This window comes from Sphingomonas sp. NIBR02145, assembly GCF_027359115.1.
Taxonomy (GTDB): Bacteria; Pseudomonadota; Alphaproteobacteria; order Sphingomonadales; family Sphingomonadaceae; genus Sphingomonas; species Sphingomonas kyeonggiensis_A.
This window is the reverse complement of record NZ_CP114791.1, coordinates 509676-527897: the sequence shown is the minus strand read 5'-3', so window position 1 is coordinate 527897 and position 18222 is coordinate 509676. Positions and strand designations below refer to the sequence as shown.

At 66.8% G+C, this 18222-nt stretch carries 16 protein-coding genes; 8 read left to right on the top strand and 8 right to left on the bottom strand.

Going from position 1 to position 18222, the window contains the following annotated elements; genetic code table 11:
- Window positions 1–169: 169 nt before the first annotated feature.
- On the top strand, window positions 170–1042 hold the full coding sequence (locus O3305_RS02520; protein WP_269575008.1) for an OmpA family protein: 873 nt from the start codon (window positions 170–172) through the stop codon (window positions 1040–1042).
- Window positions 1043–1244: 202 nt separating this feature from the next.
- Window positions 1245–2252, top strand: coding sequence for a potassium channel family protein (locus tag O3305_RS02515; RefSeq protein ID WP_269575007.1), 1008 nt, complete (start codon window positions 1245–1247; stop codon window positions 2250–2252).
- 144 nt (window positions 2253–2396) lie between these two features.
- Here the strand turns inward: O3305_RS02515 and O3305_RS02510 are convergent, their stop codons facing one another.
- The gene (locus O3305_RS02510) at window positions 2397–3158 is read right to left on the bottom strand and encodes an AAC(3) family N-acetyltransferase (protein ID WP_269575006.1); all 762 of its coding nucleotides are present in this window, start codon (window positions 3156–3158) and stop codon (window positions 2397–2399) included.
- A 44-nt stretch (window positions 3159–3202) separates the two neighbouring features.
- Here O3305_RS02510 and O3305_RS02505 point away from each other — a divergent pair, with 44 nt between their 5' ends.
- The gene (locus O3305_RS02505; protein ID WP_269576434.1) at window positions 3203–3550 is read left to right on the top strand and encodes a DMT family protein; all 348 of its coding nucleotides are present in this window, start codon (window positions 3203–3205) and stop codon (window positions 3548–3550) included.
- A 4-nt stretch (window positions 3551–3554) separates the two neighbouring features.
- Here the strand turns inward: O3305_RS02505 and O3305_RS02500 are convergent, their stop codons facing one another.
- The 3 genes from O3305_RS02500 to O3305_RS02490 are packed head-to-tail and all read right to left on the bottom strand — an operon-like array spanning window position 3555 to window position 4698.
- Window positions 3555–3698, bottom strand: a complete 144-nt coding sequence (locus O3305_RS02500; RefSeq protein WP_269575005.1) for a hypothetical protein — start codon at window positions 3696–3698, stop codon at window positions 3555–3557.
- A 23-nt stretch (window positions 3699–3721) separates the two neighbouring features.
- Window positions 3722–4126 carry a DUF1761 domain-containing protein gene (locus O3305_RS02495; protein WP_269575004.1) on the bottom strand — a complete coding sequence of 135 codons (405 nt, stop codon included), beginning with the start codon at window positions 4124–4126 and terminating at the stop codon, window positions 3722–3724.
- 59 nt (window positions 4127–4185) lie between these two features.
- Entirely contained in the window at window positions 4186–4698 is a 513-nt protein-coding gene (locus O3305_RS02490; RefSeq protein WP_269575003.1) for a GNAT family N-acetyltransferase, read from the bottom strand.
- Between the two features lie 160 nt (window positions 4699–4858).
- On the opposite strand from O3305_RS02490, the gene rimO reads away from it, so the two are divergent.
- The 3 genes from rimO to O3305_RS02475 all read left to right on the top strand — a co-directional run bounded on the left by rimO (window position 4859) and on the right by O3305_RS02475 (window position 8841).
- Window positions 4859–6190 (top strand): 30S ribosomal protein S12 methylthiotransferase RimO, encoded by a 1332-nt coding sequence (rimO, locus tag O3305_RS02485; RefSeq protein ID WP_269575002.1) that lies wholly within the window; start codon window positions 4859–4861, stop codon window positions 6188–6190.
- A gap of 330 nt (window positions 6191–6520) precedes the next feature.
- Window positions 6521–7927, top strand: coding sequence for a serine hydrolase domain-containing protein (locus O3305_RS02480; protein ID WP_269575001.1), 1407 nt, complete (start codon window positions 6521–6523; stop codon window positions 7925–7927).
- Complete coding sequence (locus O3305_RS02475) at window positions 7927–8841, top strand: hypothetical protein (protein WP_269575000.1); 915 nt, start codon at window positions 7927–7929, stop codon at window positions 8839–8841. The genes O3305_RS02480 and O3305_RS02475 overlap by 1 nt, the downstream gene beginning before the upstream one ends.
- Here O3305_RS02475 and O3305_RS02470 read toward each other — a convergent pair.
- The gene (locus tag O3305_RS02470) at window positions 8838–9698 is read right to left on the bottom strand and encodes an aldo/keto reductase family oxidoreductase (RefSeq protein WP_269574999.1); all 861 of its coding nucleotides are present in this window, start codon (window positions 9696–9698) and stop codon (window positions 8838–8840) included. The genes O3305_RS02475 and O3305_RS02470 overlap by 4 nt on opposite strands.
- Window positions 9699–9795: 97 nt before the next feature.
- Between O3305_RS02470 and O3305_RS02465 the strand changes: the two genes are divergently transcribed.
- Entirely contained in the window at window positions 9796–10698 is a 903-nt protein-coding gene (locus tag O3305_RS02465; RefSeq protein ID WP_269574998.1) for a LysR family transcriptional regulator, read from the top strand.
- Window positions 10699–10836: 138 nt separating this feature from the next.
- Here O3305_RS02465 and O3305_RS02460 read toward each other — a convergent pair whose 3' ends face one another.
- Window positions 10837–13254, bottom strand: a complete 2418-nt coding sequence (locus O3305_RS02460; protein WP_269576433.1) for a membrane-bound PQQ-dependent dehydrogenase, glucose/quinate/shikimate family — start codon at window positions 13252–13254, stop codon at window positions 10837–10839.
- A 181-nt stretch (window positions 13255–13435) separates the two neighbouring features.
- On the opposite strand from O3305_RS02460, the gene O3305_RS02455 reads away from it, so the two are divergent.
- A complete protein-coding gene (locus tag O3305_RS02455; RefSeq protein ID WP_269574997.1) occupies window positions 13436–14830 on the top strand; it encodes a leucyl aminopeptidase family protein in 1395 nt (464 codons plus the stop codon).
- 199 nt (window positions 14831–15029) lie between these two features.
- Here the strand turns inward: O3305_RS02455 and O3305_RS02450 are convergent, their stop codons facing one another.
- Together O3305_RS02450 and O3305_RS02445 are read right to left on the bottom strand one after the other, a co-directional pair.
- A complete protein-coding gene (locus O3305_RS02450) occupies window positions 15030–16067 on the bottom strand; it encodes an alpha/beta hydrolase (RefSeq protein WP_269574996.1) in 1038 nt (345 codons plus the stop codon).
- A 216-nt stretch (window positions 16068–16283) separates the two neighbouring features.
- Window positions 16284–18161: a putative bifunctional diguanylate cyclase/phosphodiesterase gene (locus O3305_RS02445; RefSeq protein ID WP_269574995.1), complete on the bottom strand. Its 1878-nt coding sequence runs from the start codon at window positions 18159–18161 to the stop codon at window positions 16284–16286.
- Between the last annotated feature and the right edge of the window lie 61 nt (window positions 18162–18222).

The following is an 18222-nucleotide window of genomic DNA, read 5'->3' as shown; positions in this document are numbered from 1 at the left end:
TGCGAATCACGCCGGCGGACACCCCGCCCGGCTCCATTCGTCGCGCCCCAGGCCCGAACCAACCTCTCCGGCACGGTGCTTGCGGCATGTGTTCATCTGCGGGACAGCTTCCCCCGAACAGGCATGAGGCAAGCCGGCGGGGGCAGTCAGTTTAGAGGAGGTTGCCTCAATGCGTGTTGTTTCCAAAAAAACCGGGGTTCGCTTCCTGGTCGCCATGCTGGCCATCTCGGCCGCGCCCAGTGCATTCGCGCAGCAGGAACAGAATACCGGCCGTGACGACATCGTCGTCAACGGCGCGGCCCAGGGTCCGATGACCGAGGGTCCCGAGATCAAGGGCGTCATTGCCGCCCGCAGCGGCGATCGCGTCAAGATCGCCACCGCCGATGGCGCCACCACCACCGTCGCGATTACCGAAGCCACCCGGATCAAGACCGGCGGCGGCCTGTTCGGCGGCGGCAACAAGCTCGCGGCCAACCAGCTGCTCAACGGTCTGCCGATCACGGTCAAGACGATGCAGTCGCCCGAGGGCGGCGATCTCGTCGCCAGCCAGATCAGCCTCAAGAAGAACGACCTGCGCACCGCCACGATGATCCAGACCGGCACCTCGCAGCGCTTCGACGAGCAGGCCGCGGCGACCGAGGCCCTGCGCGGCCGCATGGGCGATATCGACAAGTACAACATCAAGAGCACCACCAACGTGCACTTCGATGTGGGCCGTGCCGACATCTCGCCGCAGGACAAGGCGCAGCTCTGCAGCACCGCCAACCAGGCCAACCAGACCGAGAACGCGCTGATGCTGGTGGTCGGCTATACCGACTCGACCGGCGGCGAGGACCTCAACCAGACGCTCAGCGAGAAGCGGGCGGCCAAGGTCATCAACTATCTGCAGCAGGCCTGCGGCTGGAAGCCGTACCGCATGCTGACGCCGACCGGCATGGCCACGGCCGATCCGCTGGCCAGCAACGACACGCCGGAGGGCAAGGCCCAGAACCGTCGCGTCGCGGTGAACATCCTGGTCAGCAAGAGCGTCGACGGCCTCTGAGCCACATTTCGGGGGCGGGCCCGGCTCGCCCCCTTCGGCCGGGAAGTGGTACGCCATTCCCGGCCATATTCGCCATGGCCACGGTCCGATGACCGTGTATGGTCCCGCTGACTGGCCGCTCCCGGCCAGCCAGTGAGAAGGGCCGGATGATCGCGCTTTACGGCACTGCCGCCGATCCGCTGCCGGGTCCGTCCGCCCGCTGATGGCGCTCAAGCCCCCCGCCACGCTCAAGCGCAAGTCGAGCATGCCCGTCTGGGCTTCGATCGGCTGGCGCGTGCTCGCCGTGGTCGGGCTGCTCGCGCTTGCCGTTGGCGTCCATTGGATCGAGCGCGACGGGCTCAAGGACACGGCCGACGGCCATGTCAGCTTCCTCGACATCCTCTATTTCACTTCGATCTCGGTGACGACCACCGGCTATGGCGACATCGTGCCGGTCAGCAATTCGGCGCGGATGTTCGATGCGTTCGTCGTCACCCCTATCCGCGTCTTCGTGGTGCTGCTCTTCCTCGGCACCGCCTATAATTTCGTGCTCAAGCGCACCTGGGACAAATGGCATATGGCAGTGATCCAGCGGAACCTTGCGCGCCACATCATCGTGGCCGGCTATGGCACCACCGGCTCGGAGACGGTCGACGAGCTGATCGCCCGCGGCCGCGATCCCGGCAGCATCGTCGTGATCGACCAGAATGAGGGCAATATCGCCCGCGCGAAGGAATGTGGCTGCATCGTCCTCCAGGCCGACGCCACCCGCGACCAGGTGCTGAACGACGTCCGCATCGCCACTGCCGAGTCGATGATCGTCTGCGCCGGACGCGACGACACCTCGATCCTGATCACCCTCACCGCCCGCCATCTGGCGCCCGCGCTGCCGATCAGCGTGATCGTCCGCAACGAGGACAATGAGCTGCCGGCCCGCGCCGCCGGCGCCACCACCGTGGTCAATCCGGTGAGCTTCGCCGGCCTGTTGCTCGCCAGCTCCTGCCAGGGCCCGCACCTCTCCGACTATCTTATGGATCTCGCCTCGATCCACGGCCAGGTCGAGCTGTCCGAGCGCAAGGTCCGCCCCGAGGAGGTCGGCCACCCGCTCTCCGCGATCGCCACCGGCCTGGGCGTGCAGATCTACCGCGACGACCTGCCCCACAGCCACAAGGCCCCGGAAGCGCAGGCGCTGCTCGCGGGCGACACGATCCTGGAGATCGTGACGCGGTAGGATTGCCGCCCAAATATGCATCCCTCAGTTCCCCGGCGAAGGCCGGGGCCCAGTTTCGGCGAATATGGTGAGGCGCCCGCACCTCTCGAACGACATTGCAACTGGGCCCCGGCCTTCGCCGGGGAACAATTGAAGCAACCAGCCTCAAAGACTCTCCCGAGCTTCGTCGCACTCCTCGCACCCCTCCTCGGCGCCGTGCAGGAATATCAGCGGATCGGCCCTCACCTTCGCCGCCGCGATCCGTACGAGGTCCTCCGCCTCCATCAGCCGCGCCTCGGCATGCCCTACCCGCCCGGCGCGCAACGCCCCCTCCGCGCGCAGCCAGCCGTCCGCCAGCTCGAACTTCTCGCAGCAGCTGTCATTCTCGCCATAATGGACCTCGCGGCCCGCATCATCGATGTAGTGGAAGTCGCTGCGATAGGGCGCCCCGCCGACCAGCTCCGCCAGATGCAGCATCGTGTTGGCATGATGCCCCACCCCAAGCAGCAGCACTTGCCCGCCCGCCTGCCGGACGCGGTCGATCGCGCTTTCCGGCGCCGCCGGCGGCAGCACGAACGGCCCGCCGGTGATCCATTCCGCCTTGGGCCCGCGCGCGGAGACCGCATCGAAATGCGGGCTGCGCACCACCCCCGGCATCCGCCAGAACAGGTCAGCGACGATCCCCAGATCGTCGCGATTGCCGGTGGTCGCCGGGTCGAAGACGGTTTCGTCGTCGCCTGTCGCCGAAGGCATGGCCAGCGTCCCTTCCGGCCCCAGTGCCTCGCACAGCGCCGCGATCAGTCCTTCGGGCCCGCCCTCGACCGGCCGGACCTCGCGGAAGCTCATATGGACAAGCAGCACCCCGCCCTCGCGCACGCCGAGGTCCCGCAGCTGGTCGACCAGCGCCTCTTTCGAAATCGTCTCCATCTTGACCTTGATGCCATCCCGGACAAGGTCGCGCCATGTCGGAAATGCTCTTCGCCCGCCTTCTGCCGATCCTGCTGCTGATCGGCTCCAACGTCTTCATGACGATCGCCTGGTACGGGCATCTCAAGTTCAAGAGCGCGCCGCTGCTGCTCGTGATCCTGGCGAGCTGGAGCATCGCGCTGGTCGAATATTGCCTGGCGGTGCCGGCCAATCGCTGGGGCAGCGCGGTCTATTCGGCGGCGCAGCTCAAGGCGATGCAGGAAGTCATCACCCTCACCGTATTCGTCGGCTTCTCGATCGTCTATCTCGGCCAGAAGATCACGCTGAACCACCTGATCGGCTTCGCGCTGATCGCGGCCGGCGCCTGGTTCATCTTCAAGGCGCCGGCCTGAATCTTCAGCGCGCCGCGTAGAGCAGCGCGAAGGCGGCGGTTGCCGCCACCGCCAGGATCGTCAGCAGAACAATCCTGCGATGGCCACCGTACCGTTCCGACACCGGCATGCCGAACAGCGCGCCAATGCCCTCGATGATCGCTCGCATGTAACTCCCCGTTCGTTCCGTGCTCAGGTCAGCAGCCCGAAAATCGCGCCCATTACCAGGTACATCACGATCCAGTAGCCCGCGTCGATCAGGAACAGCGAGCGCGGCAGGCGCGAGAACAGATAGTTCACCCCCACCGAGGTGGCGATGAAGCCCACCCCGATGATCCCGGCGATCACCAGCGAATGGTGCAACCCAACGTGTGTGTCATAGGTGTTGTAGAGGTGATCGAGCGCGAAGGCGGCGATCAGGTTCAGCACGAAGGTCGTGCCGAAGATCTTGCCCATGTTGGCGCCGGACTTGAGCTCCTCTTCGCTCAGCCCGCGCGCCTTCATCCAGGCCTTGCCGAACAGCGGGCCATACCAGAGCCCGCCGACCACAAAGCCCGCCACCGCCGCGGCGAGGATCGCCAGCCAGTGAATCTGCATCTTGCCTCTCCCCTGTTCAGTTGCAGGGGTGTGAAGCTACGCCTTGATGGGCCCGCTGGCTAGAACCGCCGCTCCAGCAGGACGAGGGTGGAATCGCCCTCCACCGGCCGCGCCTCGAAGCCCATCTCGCGCTCCAGCGAGATCGCCTGGTGGTTCTCGCGGCTCTCGATCGACATCACCGATTTCACGCCGCGGCGCTCGGCCTCATCGGTCAGATAGTCGAGCAGCGACCAGCCGATCCCCTGCGCCTTGCGGTCCGATCGGATCGAGATCGCCACTTCGGCGCTGGTCATCGGCTTGTTGCAGGCCAGCACCGCGCTCGCCACCAGCTCGCCATCGGCAAAGGCCAGGAAGCTGTCGGTCTGCCAGTGATCGACCTGGGTCATCGCCGCGATCTGGGCGTTGGAAAGCTGGTCGCAGGCGGTGAGGAAACGGAAGCGGCGATCGTCGCTGGAAACCGTCTCGAACAGGTCGCGCAGCGCGCCTTCATCCGCCGGGGTGGCGGGGCGAACGTCGAGCGTCACGCCCGAACGCGTGGTGAGTGTCGTCTCTTCCGCAAGCTCGGCAGCCATGGAAACCTCCTCGCAAATACCGGTGCCGCGGATATGGGATGCGGCACGCGATCTTCCATGCCCGCAAGCGGCCGCGCACACCTTGTCGGCGGTCAAACCTGCCCCCGGAAAAGCCCCGGCCTAGCTTTTTCGCCGAAAAAGCCTATGTCGCCCGCCAATCATGGCAACTAAACTTCCCGAGGCGCCCCGCGTGGGCATGGTGTCGCTCGGCTGTCCCAAGAACCTGGTCGACAGCGAACGGATCCTCACCAAGCTGCGCAGCGACGGTTATGCGATGTCCCCCGACTATGCCGGGGCCGACGTCGTGCTGGTCAACACCTGCGGCTTTCTCGACTCGGCGAAGGAAGAATCGCTCGAGGCGATCGGCGAGGCGATCGCGGAGAATGGCCGCGTCATCGTCACCGGCTGCATGGGCAAGGAAGCCGAGGTCATCCGCGCCCGCTTCCCCAACGTGCTGGCCGTCACCGGCGCGCATCAATATGAGGAAGTCGTCGGCGCGGTGCACGACGCGGCGCCGATGCCGCCCTCGCCCTTCGTCAATTTGGTGCCCGATGCTGGCCTGAAGCTCACGCCGCGCCACTACAGCTATCTGAAGATCTCGGAGGGCTGCAACCACCGCTGCTCCTTCTGCATCATTCCGGCGCTGCGCGGCGACCTGGTCAGCCGCCGCCCCGACGCGATCCTGCGCGAGGCGGAGAAGCTGGTCGAGGCGGGGACCAAGGAACTGCTGGTCATCAGCCAGGACACCTCGGCCTATGGTGTCGACATCCGCAAGGAGCCGCGCCCGTGGAAGGGCGGCGAGGTCGTGCCGCACATGACCGATCTGGCGCGCGAGCTCGGCAAGATCGCGCCCTGGGTGCGGCTCCACTATGTCTATCCCTATCCGCATGTCGATCAGGTCATCCCGCTGATGGCCGAGGGGCTGGTGCTCCCCTATCTCGACATCCCGTTCCAGCATGCCTCGCCTTCGGTGCTGCGCGCGATGAAGCGCCCGGCCAACGAAGCCAAGGTGCTCGAGCGGCTGCGCAAGTGGCGCGAGATTGCCCCCGATCTGACCATCCGATCGACCTTCGTGGTCGGTTTTCCCGGCGAGACCGAGGCGGACTTCCAGTATCTGCTGGATTGGCTCGACGAAGCCCAGCTCGATCGTGTCGGCGCATTCCGCTTCGAGCCCGTGGAAGGTGCAGCCGCCAATGATCTGCCCGGCGCGGTGCCGGAAGAGGTCAAGGAAGAGCGCTATGCCCGGATCATGGAGAAGACCGCGGCGATCAGCGCGGCCAAGCTCCAGGCCAAGATCGGCCGCACGCTCGAAGTGATCATCGACGAAGTCGGCGAGGAAGGCGGCGCGACGGGCCGCAGCCAGGCCGACGCGCCGGAGATCGACGGCGAGGTGTTCCTGCGCGACGCCGGCCATCTCAGCCAGGGCGACATCGTCATGGTCGAGATCGAGGATGCCGACGAGCACGATCTCTACGGGGTGCCGCTGGCCTGATCAGCGTCGGGTCGCCCCGCGGGCGGCCCGGCTTCCAACATCGCAGACCAACCGACTCGCGAAAGTACACAAAGTACAGGCCAAGAGCGGTTTTGCCGTGCCCGTTTTCCCGAAAATGCGATGCATCTCGCAAGATTCTTGCCTCCGCGTGATCCTATTTCTCCAACAGCATCAAAGAGCGGCCGGTTTGGACGCCGGCTGCGCAAGCCGAACAGACGAAATCCTACATTGCAAGCAGGGCATGGCGCATGCGCCAAAGCGAAACGTCCGGCGGGGATGACGCCCGCGAAACCCTGGCCTAAGCTCGCGCCATTCCATTCCGGAGGCCCGATGTTCCGTTCCGCCCTCGCCGCCGCCCTTCTGATCGCTACGCCTGCCGCCGCGCAGCAGCTCTCCGCCGATGAAACGGCGAAGGTCGACACCATCGTCGCCGACGCACTGAAATCCTCCGGTGCGCCCTCCGCTTCGGTCGCGATCGTGCGGGACGGCAAGATCGTGTTCGCCAGGGCCTATGGCGACCAGGGGCCGGGCATGAAGGCGACCAGCCCGGCGGCGAAATACCAGATCGCATCGATCTCCAAGCAATTCACCGCCGCCGCGATCCTGCTGCTCGAGGATGCCGGCAAGCTCAGCCTCGACGACAAGGTGTCGAAATGGGTGCCGGACATCACCGACGCCGACCAGATCACCATCCGCCAGCTGCTCAGCCATACCGCCGGCATCCAGGACTATTGGCCGCAGGACTATGACTTTGCCGCCATGTCGAAGCCGGTGACGCCGCAGCAGATCCTCGATCGCTGGGCGAAGAAGCCGCTCGACTTCCGCCCCGGCACGGCCTGGCAATATTCGAACACCGGCTATGTCGTCGCCGGCATGATCATCGAGAAGGCTTCGGGCATGAAGCTGCTCGATTACCTGAAGGCGAAGATATTCAAGCCGCTCGGCATCGATGCGATCGACCAGGACATCGCGGTGGGCAAGGGCTTCCCGCAGGGCAATCACCGTTTCGCGCTCGGCCCGGTCCGCGCCGCCAGGCCTGCTGCGCCGGGCTGGCTCTGGGCGGCTGGCGAGCTTGCCATGTCGGCCAGCGACCTCGCCAAGTGGGACATCGCGCGGATCGACCGCAAGATCCTGAGCCCCGAAGACTGGCAGACCCAGGAGACGCCGGTGCTGCTCGCGGACGGCAGCAATACCCGCTACGGTCTGGGCGTCTCGCTCGGCGGCCGTGACGGCGTTCGCACCGTCGAGCATGGCGGCGAGGCGGTGGGCTTTCTTTCCGATAATTTCGTGATCCCCAAGAAGCGCTTCGCCGTTGTCGCGCTGGTCAATGCCGATTTCGGCGGTGCGCAGGACGCGATCACCGGCGGCATCACCGACCTGCTCCTGCCGGCGGCCCCGCCCCCAAGCCGGCCGATGACGCTCGACGAATATCGCGATTCACTGGCGAGCCTGGTCTTTGGCCAGCTTCGCGCCGGCACGCTCGATCGCGAGAAGCTGACCGAGGATGCCAACTATTATTTCACGCCCCAGGCGACCGAGGACTATCACACGAGCCTGGCCCCGCTCGGTGATCCGGTAAGCTTCACGGCACTCGGCAAGCCGCGGCTACGTGGCGGCTTCGTCAATCGCAACTACAGCATCGCCTTTGCCAATGGGCAGAAGCTGATCGCGATCACCTATGCGGAGCCCGGGATGAACGGGAAGTTCGAACAGTTCCTGATCCAGCCGAGGGACTGATGCGTCTGATCGCCCTCGCCGCCGCCGCGCTGTTCACCGCCACGCCCGCCCCCGACGCGGTGACGGTGCGCCCGGTCGATCCGCTCACCGTGCAGGACGATGACTTCGCCCGGCACCGCGATCCGGCGGAGTGGAAGGGCCTCCACGTCTCCGAACTGACCTTCCGCGAAGAGCGCGCGCCCTGGCGGTTGTGGCGGATCGCCAATGTGAAGCATCCCAGGGGACCGCTGTTCTTCGTCCCCCATGACAATGAGAATGCCGGGTTCGAGGCGGGTCTGGTGGCGCTGCGCAAATATGGCGGCGTGCTGATCGCGGTCGATTCGGGCGTTTCCCCCGGCAATGACGGAGTCCGCTACAACCGGGCAGTGGACTATGGCCGGCCGATCGATCCCAACCGCAACTTCGATACCGCCCTTCCCGGCTATGCCCATAATATCCTGGCCGACCTGGCAAAGGGCGCATGGCCGATCATCGCGCTGCATACCAATGCCAAGGGCTTCGAGACCGGCTCGTCGCGCTGCAACAAGGGCGACCCCGAGGGCAGCGGCGTGATCTCGATCCGCTTCTGCGACGACACGCTCAACCCCAGCCCCTCGGTGTCGAAGACCTATCCGTTCGATGACGACGACACCGTCGCCTTCGCCACCTATCTCGCCCGCAACCAGCCGAGCGACGCATTCTGCCGCGATGCGATGGTAGGCGCGGATTTCAACGTGGTGCAGGAACGCGTGGTGACCAGCGACGGATCGCTGTCCAACTACGCGGTCCTGCACGGCCTATCCTATCTCAACTTCGAGACGCTCGACCGGGGGTTGGACCCGGCCGAGCTCGCGCTTGCCCGCGATCGGCTGAGCTTCATGATCGACCATGCGATCGCGATGTGCGCGCCGAAGGTGAAGGCGGTCGGACGCTAGCCGGCGATCCCGTCGAGCACCTGCACGGCCTCCGCCGGCAGCACCAGATCCCGCACCGCCAGATTCTCGCGCAAATGGCCGAGCGAGGAGGTGCCCGGGATCAGCAGCAGGTTCGGCGAACGCTGGAGCAGCCAGGCGAGCGCGACCTGCATCGGCGTGGCGCCCAGCCCCTTCGCCACCTCGTCGAGCGTGCCCGACTGGATCGGCGAGAAGCCGCCGAGCGGGAAGAAGGGCACATAGGCGATGCCCGCCTCGACCAGCGTCGCCAGCAGCGCCTCGTCCTCGCGGTGGGCGAGGTTGTACTGGTTCTGCACGCAGACCACCGGCGCGATGCCGCGTGCTTCCTCGACCTGCTTAGCCGTCGCGTTGCTCAGGCCCAGGTGGCGGATCAAGCCCTGCTCGCGCAGCCGTGCCAGCCGCTCGAACTGCGGGGCGATCGGGCCTTCGCTCGGGGCGTGGATGTCGCCCATGATGCGCAGGTTGACCACATCGATCGCCTCGAGCCCGAGATTGGCGAGGTTGTCGTGGATCGCTGCCTCGATCTCGTCGGGCGTCCAGGCCGGCAGCCAGGACGCATCGTCGCCGCGCCGCGCGCCGACCTTGGTGACGATCACCAGATCGTCCGGATAGGGGTGCAGCGCCTCGCGGATCACCCGATTGGTGACGTGCGGGCCGTAGAAATCGCTGGTGTCGATATGGTTGACCCCCGAGGCCACTACTTCGCGCAGCACCGCGATCGCCTGGTCATGGTCCCTGGGCGGGCCGAACACGCCGGGGCCGGCAAGCTGCATCGCGCCATAGCCGACACGGTTCACCACGCGGTCGCCAAGCTGATAGGTCATCGGGAAGTCGGTCATCGCTGTTCTCCGTCTGGATGCACAACGTCCATCTAGGCCTTGCGGCATCGCGCGATAATCGGGCACAATCCGCACGGGCTGTGCGGAATTTCGAACAATGGATCTCGACCTCGGCGAATTGAACGCCTTTCTATCCGTCGCCCGGGCCGGCGGCTTCCGCGATGCCGCCCGCGCCACCGGCGCCAGCGCCTCGGGACTCAGCGAGGCGGTGCGGCGGCTCGAGGCGCGGCTGGGCGTGCGCCTGCTCAACCGCACCACCCGCAGCGTCGCGCCAACCGAAGCCGGCGCGCGACTGATCGAACGGCTCGGCCCGGCACTGGGCGAAGTCGCGGCGGCGCTTGACGTGGTCAACATCTTCCGCGACCGGCCGGCCGGCACGCTCAAGCTCAACGTGCCGATCGGTGCGGCGCGGATCGTGCTGCCGGGGATCCTGCCCGGCTTCCTCGCCGCCTATCCCGAGATCCAGGTCGAGATCGTCGCGCAGGACAATTTCGTCGACCTGCTCGCGGCGGGCTGCGACGCCGGCATCCGCTATGACGAGCGGCTGGAGCAGGACATGATCGCGGTGCCGATCGGCCCGCGCGTCCAGCGCTTCGCGGCGGCCGCCTCCCCCGCCTATCTCGCCGCGCACGGCACGCCCGTGCATCCGCGTGACCTGCTGGAGCACCGCTGCCTGCGTGGCCGCTTCGAGAGCGGGCGGCTGATTCCCTGGGAGTTCGAGCGCGACGGCGAGATCCTGGTGGTCGAGCCGCCACCCGCGCTGATCGTCACCGTCGGCAGCGCGATCGACCTGCTGCTCGACGTGGCTGCGTCAGATGGCGGGATCGTCACGCTGTTCGAGGATTGGCTCAAGCCAAGCTTCGCCAGCGGCGCGCTGGTCCCGGTGCTGGAGCCCTGGTGGGAGAGCTTCCCCGGGCCGTTCCTATACTATCCGGGACGGCGGCTAGTGCCGGCGCCGCTGCGGGCGTTCATCGATTATGTGAAGGGGCAGGCCGCCTGACCGTGGCCTAAGTTGCGACGCTCCCAACCCCGCCCACTTCCGCCGTCACCCTGAACTTGTTTCAGGGTCCAACCCTCCACGGGCCGTCTCGCTGGTGGAGGGTTGGACCCTGAAACAAGTTCAGCATGACGAAGCTATTCACGGCAATGCATACGCCACCACCTCGTCCCCCACCGGCGTCTCCATGAAGTGATGCCCGCCGGCGTAGATCACCAGATACTGTTTCCCGTTCGCCTCATAGGTGATCGGGGTCGCCTGGCCGCCGGCGGGGAGCACTGCCTTCCACAAAGTCTTGCCGGTCTTGAGGTCGATCGCGCGGATCAGATTGTCGGTCGCCGCCGCAACGAAGATCAGGCCGCCCGCGGTGACCACCGAGCCGCCATTGTTGGGCGTGCCGATGGTGATCGGCAAATGCGAGGGGATGCCGAACGGCCCGTTGGTCCGCGCTTCGCCGAGCGGGCGGTCCCAGATCGTCTTGCCCGTCGCCATGTCGATCGCGCGGATCCCGCCATAGGGCGGCTGCTTGCAGAGCATGCCGGTGCCCTCCGACTTGGGCCCGTCGAACGGCCAGAACTTGTTGCGCCAGCCGGCATTGACGTCGATCGCATAGGGGGTGTGCGCTTGCGGATCGCCCGCGCCTTCGTTGCCGCCGATCTGGCCGCGCGCCTGGTCACGCGGCGCCCAGCCCTTCTTGTCCGCCTCGGCACGCGGCACGAGCCGCACATAGTTCGGCATGTCGTTATAGTTGGCGACGATCACCCCACGCTGCGGATCGACCGCGACGCCACCCCAATCGGTACCGCCATTGTAGCCGGGATACTCAATCGAACGGCGATCGGCCTCGGGCGGGGTAAAGAAGCCCTTGTAGCTCGCCCGGCGGAACTGGATGCGGCAGATCAGCTGGTCGATCGGCGACATGCCCCACATGTCGCGCTCGGTCAGGTCGGGCTTGCGCAGCGTATGCCAGAGCGAGACGCGCTGGGTGGCGGCGCGCTGCTGGGGCTCGACGCCGCCGCCCGGCACCTTCATCTCGCCCACCGGCGTGAGCGGCTGGCCGGTGCGGCGGTCGAGGATGTAGATGTCGCCCTGCTTGGACGGCAGCACCAGCGCCGGCGCGCCCTTGTAATCGACGAGGGTCGCCTGCGCGCCGAAATCATAGTCCCACACATCGTTGCGGACCGCCTGGAAGCGCCATTTCGGCTTGCCGGTGGTCACGTCGAGGGCGACCAGCGAGGTTGCGTAGAAATTCTCCTCGGGCCGGCGCAGCGATGAGTAATAATCGGCCGCGGCATTGCCCATCGGCAGATAGACCAGCCCGAGTTGCTCGTCGCCGCTCGCCAGCGTCCACATGTTCGGCGTGCCGCGCGCCCATTCCTGGCCGGCCGGCGGGGCGCCGTTCCAGCTCGGGTGCATCATGTCCCAGGCCCAGCGCAGCTTGCCGGTGACCGCGTCGAAGCCCTGGATCACGCCCGAGGGCGCCCACCGGTCCTGCCCGTCGAGCACCTGATGCCCGGTGACCAGCACGCCGCGCACCAGGGTGGGCGGCGAGTTGATCGAGACGAAGCCGTCGGGAACCTTGCCCATGCCCTGCTTGGCATCGACCTGGCCGCCCGTGCCGAAATCAGCGCAGGGCCGCCCATTCTTCGCGTCCACCGCGACGAGGCGGGCGTCGAGCGTGCCCTCGATGATGCGGGTGGCGCAGGCCTGGTTCGTCGGTGCGTTCGGCACCGCATAATAGACCACGCCACGGCAGGCCGCGGTGTAGGGGATCGCCGAATCCGGCACCTTGGGATCGTAGCGCCATTTCTCCATGCCCGTGGCCGCATCGAGCGCCAGCAGGATGTTCTTCGGCGTGCAGATATAGAGGCTGTCGCCCACCTTGAGCGGGGTGTTCTCCGCGCCATAGGTCTTCAGGATCATCTCGGACTTGGGCAGGTCACCCGTATGCGTCAGCCACACCTGCCTGAGCTTCGAGACATTGGCCGGGGTGATCTGGACGAGCGGCGAGTAGCGGCGCGCGCTGGCGGTGCCGCCATAGACGGGCCAGTCGGCGCCGGTCTGCTGGCCCGAGGGATCGAGCATTCCCGCGGTGCCCGGCGCGGGCAGCGCGGCGAGCACCGGGTTGGGCTGGCCGGCGATCGCCACCCAGAAGTTGATGCCGGTCAGCACCAGCGCGACGACCACCCCGCCCAGCGCCAGCCGCCAGCGGCCGGCCGAGCGGGTCAGCGTCGGCAGGATCAGGATCACGGGAATGGCGAGCACAACCGGCGCGATGACGCGCGGCACCTGCGCCCAGGGATTGGCGCCGACTTCCCACCACGCCCACAGGATCGTCGCGACAACGAGCGCGAGATAGATCCAGCCGCCACTCATCCGCCCGCGGATCAGCAACACGCCCGACCAGGTCATCAGCGCGCCGGCGATCAGGTAGTAGAGGGAGCCGCCCAGCGTCATCAGGTACGCGCCGCCTGCAGCGATCGGCAGGCCGATCAGGACGAGCAGCGCACCGACGATGATGGCGGCGATGCTCCAGCGCGGTCGGGGCGCCTCCTCCACCGGCTCGAGATAGGGGATGCGTTCCCCTTCATAGCGGGTGTCGGTCATCGGTCTCTCCCCCGGAGGTGCTTGCGGACCTTCGGGAAACCGGTTGCGAAACGAGACGGTTCCTTCATGAACGAAAATTCATGTGCCGCGAAGGGGCTAGCCCTCGCCGCCCCCATTACCTAGATCAATGCACATGCCTGATCCCAACACGCTCGTTCAGCCCGACAAGGGCCAGTCCGCCCGCACCATCCATGTGATCGACGCCAAGGGTTTCGATGCCTGGCTCAACGCCCAGCCGCCGCGCCACCGCACTGCGGCCGCCGCGCAGAAGCTGGCACCCAGCGCCTATTCGAGCGCGATCCTGCCGGGCGACGGGCCCGAGGACTGGTCGGTGGTGACGGTCGTCGCAAATGCCGAGAAGCTGTCGCCCTGGTGCCTCGCCAAGCTCGCCGAGACGCTGCCCGAGGGCGCGTACCGCGTCGAGGGCGTCGAGCCCGGCAGGGCGATCCATGGCTGGCTCGTCGCCCAGTACAAGTTCGACACCTACAAGAAGGACGAGAAGGCGCCGACCGGCGCGCGCGTGCTGCTGACCACCGATGTCGCGCGGATCGAGGAAGCGGTTCGCATCGCCAATGCCACCTACAAGCTGCGCGACCGGATCAACACCGGCGCCAACGACATGGGCCCGGCCGATCTCGAGGCCGCGGCCGCTGATCTGGTCAAGGCCTATGGCGGCCAGCTCAGCGTCGTGAAGGGCGACGAAGTCGAGAAGGGCTATGGCCTGCTCTGGGCAGTCGGCAAGGCCGCCGGCAAGGGCCGCGAGCCGCGCCTGATCGAGATCGAATGGGGCAATCCCGAGCATCCCAAGGTCGCGATCATCGGCAAGGGCGTCTGCTTCGATTCGGGCGGCCTCGACATCAAGCCGGCCTCGGGCATGCGCCTGATGAAGAAGGACATGGGTGGCGCCGCGCACGCGCTGGCCACCGCCGAGCTCATCATGTCGTCGCGTCTGCCGGTGCGGCTGCACATGCTCGTCCCCGCGGTCGAGAACTCGATCAACGGCGAAGCCACCCGCCCGGGCGACATCATGCGCTCGCGCAAGGGCATCACGGTCGAGAACAGCAACACCGACGCCGAGGGTCGCCTGATCCTGGCGGACGCGCTGACCAAGGCCGAGGAGAAGACCCCCGAGCTGGTGATCGACTATGCCACGCTCACCGGCGCCGCCCGTGTCGCGCTGGGTGCCGACCTCCAGGCGCTGTTCGCCAATGACGACACGCTGGCGAGCGAGTTGATGGCCGCGGCCGAGACCGAAGCGGATCCGATGTGGCGCCTGCCGCTCTACGATCCGTACAAGGAGATGCTGAAGTCCGACGTGGCCGACATGGTCAACGCGGCCGAGGCCCCGTTCGGCGGCGCGCTGACCGCGGCGCTGTTCCTCAAGGAATTCGTGCCCGAGAAGGCGCAGTGGGCGCATCTCGACATCTTCTGCTGGAACGGCAGCCACAAGCCCGGCCGCCCCAAGGGCGCCGAGGCGGTGAGCCTGCGCGCCGTGTGGAAGGTGCTGAAGGACCGCTACGCGAAGTAAGTCTTGGCTTCCCCTCCCTGGAAGGGAGGGGCGCTGCAGGTCGGCCATGCCCCCGGCATGGCCTGAACCGCGTGGGACGCGGTTCACCTGCTGCGGGGTGGGTAGAGGCCTGGCGATACGAATGCCGTGTCGCCGGGCCTCTTCGTATCGCGCGCATCCACCCACCCCCGGCCCGTCCCTTCCAGGGAGGGGAGTAACGTTAGAACACCAGCGTCCGCGCAAAGAACGGCAGCATCTCCGAATAGATGCGCCCGTCTTCGCCCCAGTGGCGCTCGCCCCAGCCGCCGCGATATTCCTCCGCCTCATAGGGCACGCCGAAACTGTCCAGCGTCCGGGTGAAGGCCAGGAGCGAAACGATATGGTCGGGGTTGGAGTCGCCCCGCGCCCAGTCGAACATGAAGCCGCGCAGGCGCTTGAGATTGCCCGCATGCGCCGCGACCTGGCGATCGAGGAAGAAGCTGGCGTTGAGCTTCTCGGTAAGCGCCGGATCGACCGCCAGCCGCCCCTCGGCCAGCCGCGCCGGCGGATCGAAAAACAGCGGCGCGCGCGTGGCGTTGGGCAGATGCGCCTGGAAGATCGAAGTGAAGATCAGCGAGAAGCCGTCGCTGCGCAGGTCCTCGATCCGCCTGGCATCCTGCAACAGTTGCCAATTGGGCCGCGAGAACATCGTCTGCACGCCCGGTCCCATGCCGATCGGGTGCAGCGCATAGACCGCGCCGAAAACTTCCGGATGCCGCATCGCCAGCCGGATCGCGCCGTGCCCGCCCATCCGGTCGCCCGCAATGCCGCGTGAATCCCGCGAGGCCAGCGTCCGGTACCGCCCATCGACCCAGGCGACGAGTTCGCGGCTGACAAGGTCCTCCCAATTCCCGGTCACCGGCGAGTTGACGTACCAGGATCCTCCGACGGGGGTGGTGCAGTCGATCGTCACCACGATAGCCGGCCCGACCACCTTCCTGTCTATCGCCCGGTCGAGCAGCGCCTGCGCACCATTGTTCGCCCAGGGCGCACGGTCGTCCTCGAAGAAACTCGTCAGGTAATAGAGCACCGGGAAACGCCGTGTCGGGTCGGCGGCGTAGCTGTCGGGCAGATAGACGGTGACGCCCCGCGCGCTCGGTAAACCGGCGGCATTGCCGCGAAGGCTGGCGGCGTCGATCGTGCCGCGCTCCAGCGTACTGGCGGCAACCGGCGTGGCGATCAGAGCGAGCAGGCAGGCAAACCAGGCGAGAAGCGGCATCGAACCCTCCCGTGAGCCCGGCGATGCTACGCCAACCCCTTCAGAAAATGGAAGGTGATACGTGCACAACTCTCGGAGAAAAGCCCGAGATGCCTTCCAGTATTCCCGTCACCCTGAACTTGTTTCAGGGCCCAACTCTCCACGAGCGATATCCCGCGCGGCTGCCTGGATGCTGAAACAAGCTCAGCACGAAGAATTGCGCTTTCACGCAAAGCCTCAGGCCGCGACTCCGCCGCCGACCGCCGCGATCCCTTCCACCGGCATCGGATGGCCGAAATGGAAGCCCTGCCCCATCGCGCAGCCGAGCCGGGCCAGCGCCTCGGCGGTTGCCGCATTCTCGATGCCCTCCGCCACCACCGGCAGTTCCAGCGTGTTGGCCAGAGTGACGATCGCCAGCACCAGCCGCATCGCCTGGGGATCGCGGCCCATCGCGGCGACGAAGGAACGGTCGATCTTGAGCCGGTCGAAGGGCAGCATCTGGAGGTGCTGGAGCGAGGAATAGCCGGTGCCGAAATCGTCGAGCGCCAGCTGGATGCCCTGGTTGCGCAGCGAGGCGATCGCGTCCTGCGCACTCCCGGCATCGACGATCAGCGCATTCTCGGTGATCTCCACCGTCAGGCGCCGCGCCGGGAAACGTTCGCGGATCAGCACGCCGAGCAGCTTCTGGCTGAACCACGGATCCTTGAGCTGGGTCGGCGAGACGTTGATCGAGATCGGCACCTGCCAGTCACGCGTCTCGCGGCAGGCACGGCGGAGCAGGCGCAGCATCAGCGTGTCGATCAGCCCGCATTCCTCGGCGATGGGGATGAACTGCTCGGGGCCAATCTCCTCGCCCTCCGCACGCCGCCAGCGCGCGAGCAGCTCATAGCCGACCACTTCGTGGCTCTTGAGGCAGACGATCGCCTGGTAATAGGGCACGAACGCATCGGTCTTCATCGCCTCGCGCATCTCGCGCTCGATCTCGGCACGGCGGCGGATCTCGGCGTCGAGCATCGGCTCGAACGCGCAATGCTGGCTCCGCCCGCTATGCTTGGCCTTGTAGAGCGCGATGTCCGCCTTGCGCATCAGCGTGTCGAGGTCGAGCGCGTCCTGCGGATAGAGCGAGATGCCCACGCTGGCGCCGATATGATGGACCAGCTCCGATCCGGTGAAGGGCTTCATCACCGCGTTGACGATGGCATGGGCAATGCGCCGCGCGCCTTCGCCGTCACCGTCGAGGATCACGGCGAACTCGTCGCCCCCCAGGCGATAGCTCACGCCCTCCTCGCCCACCACGGCGCTGACGCGGGCGGCGACGTCGCGCAGCAGCTGGTCGCCGGCGGGATGGCCGTGCACGTCGTTGATCGACTTGAACCGGTCGAGATCGATGATCAGCAGGCCCAGCGATGCGCCGCTGCCGTCGGGCGCCATCCGCCGCTCGAGCGCCTCGGCGAGCGCACGGCGATTGGGCAGGCCGGTCAGCGGGTCGTGATAGGCGAGCTGGTGCGCCCGCTGCTCGGCACCCTGGGCACGTGCCTGTTCGGCGGCCATGTGCGAGCGCGAGGCGAGCATCTCGACGAAACCCGCATGGCTGGTGCGCATCATCCGCACCGCCACGAAGCTGGCCACCAGGATGTTGAAGCCCAGCCCGCGCAGCGACCAGTCGGGCGACAGAATCAGGCAGAACGTCACCGGCGCGGCACCGCACAGCAGCACCGCCTGGCCGGCGCGCGGCACCGACTGCAGGCAGTAACAACAACTTATCGCACCGATGAAGATGTAGAGCGCGATGCACGCACGGCGCATCAGGTCGCCCTCCGCGTAGAGCAGCAGCCCCCAGCCGCCAAAGGCAAAGCTCAGCGTCGCCGCGACAAGGATCGTGCCGCGCAGATAATTGGGGATCAGCTCCGGCCGCGGAATATCGCCGCGGCGCTTGAGCCAGAACGCGGCGCGCACTGCCGAGAGCACGGCCAGCAGCGCCGGCATGCCCAGGCTCCACCAGGGGCTCACCGTGTCATAGGCCGTGAAGGCGAGGAACGCGGAGTCCGCGAACATCATCAGGTACATCAGCGGCACCTGCCGCCGCAGCGCACGGAACTGCTCGACCAGAATCATCTGATTCCGATCGGCATCGACAGGCCAGGCGGGAAGCGAGAGCCTCGGCATATCCATATAT

What these genes read in the sequence shown, in the direction of transcription:
- O3305_RS02520 (WP_269575008.1), top strand. Translation starts at nt 170, where the DNA reads ATGCGTGTTGTTTCCAAAAAAACCGGGGTTCGCTTCCTGGTCGCCATG.
- O3305_RS02515 (WP_269575007.1), top strand. Translation starts at nt 1,245, where the DNA reads ATGGCGCTCAAGCCCCCCGCCACGCTCAAGCGCAAGTCGAGCATGCCC.
- O3305_RS02510 (WP_269575006.1), bottom strand. Translation starts at nt 3,158, where the DNA reads ATGGAGACGATTTCGAAAGAGGCGCTGGTCGACCAGCTGCGGGACCTC.
- O3305_RS02505 (WP_269576434.1), top strand. Translation starts at nt 3,203, where the DNA reads ATGCTCTTCGCCCGCCTTCTGCCGATCCTGCTGCTGATCGGCTCCAAC.
- O3305_RS02500 (WP_269575005.1), bottom strand. Translation starts at nt 3,698, where the DNA reads ATGCGAGCGATCATCGAGGGCATTGGCGCGCTGTTCGGCATGCCGGTG.
- O3305_RS02495 (WP_269575004.1), bottom strand. Translation starts at nt 4,126, where the DNA reads ATGCAGATTCACTGGCTGGCGATCCTCGCCGCGGCGGTGGCGGGCTTT.
- O3305_RS02490 (WP_269575003.1), bottom strand. Translation starts at nt 4,698, where the DNA reads ATGGCTGCCGAGCTTGCGGAAGAGACGACACTCACCACGCGTTCGGGC.
- rimO (WP_269575002.1), top strand. Translation starts at nt 4,859, where the DNA reads ATGGCAACTAAACTTCCCGAGGCGCCCCGCGTGGGCATGGTGTCGCTC.
- O3305_RS02480 (WP_269575001.1), top strand. Translation starts at nt 6,521, where the DNA reads ATGTTCCGTTCCGCCCTCGCCGCCGCCCTTCTGATCGCTACGCCTGCC.
- O3305_RS02475 (WP_269575000.1), top strand. Translation starts at nt 7,927, where the DNA reads ATGCGTCTGATCGCCCTCGCCGCCGCCGCGCTGTTCACCGCCACGCCC.
- O3305_RS02470 (WP_269574999.1), bottom strand. Translation starts at nt 9,698, where the DNA reads ATGACCGACTTCCCGATGACCTATCAGCTTGGCGACCGCGTGGTGAAC.
- O3305_RS02465 (WP_269574998.1), top strand. Translation starts at nt 9,796, where the DNA reads ATGGATCTCGACCTCGGCGAATTGAACGCCTTTCTATCCGTCGCCCGG.
- O3305_RS02455 (WP_269574997.1), top strand. Translation starts at nt 13,436, where the DNA reads ATGCCTGATCCCAACACGCTCGTTCAGCCCGACAAGGGCCAGTCCGCC.
- O3305_RS02450 (WP_269574996.1), bottom strand. Translation starts at nt 16,067, where the DNA reads ATGCCGCTTCTCGCCTGGTTTGCCTGCCTGCTCGCTCTGATCGCCACG.
- O3305_RS02445 (WP_269574995.1), bottom strand. Translation starts at nt 18,161, where the DNA reads ATGATTCTGGTCGAGCAGTTCCGTGCGCTGCGGCGGCAGGTGCCGCTG.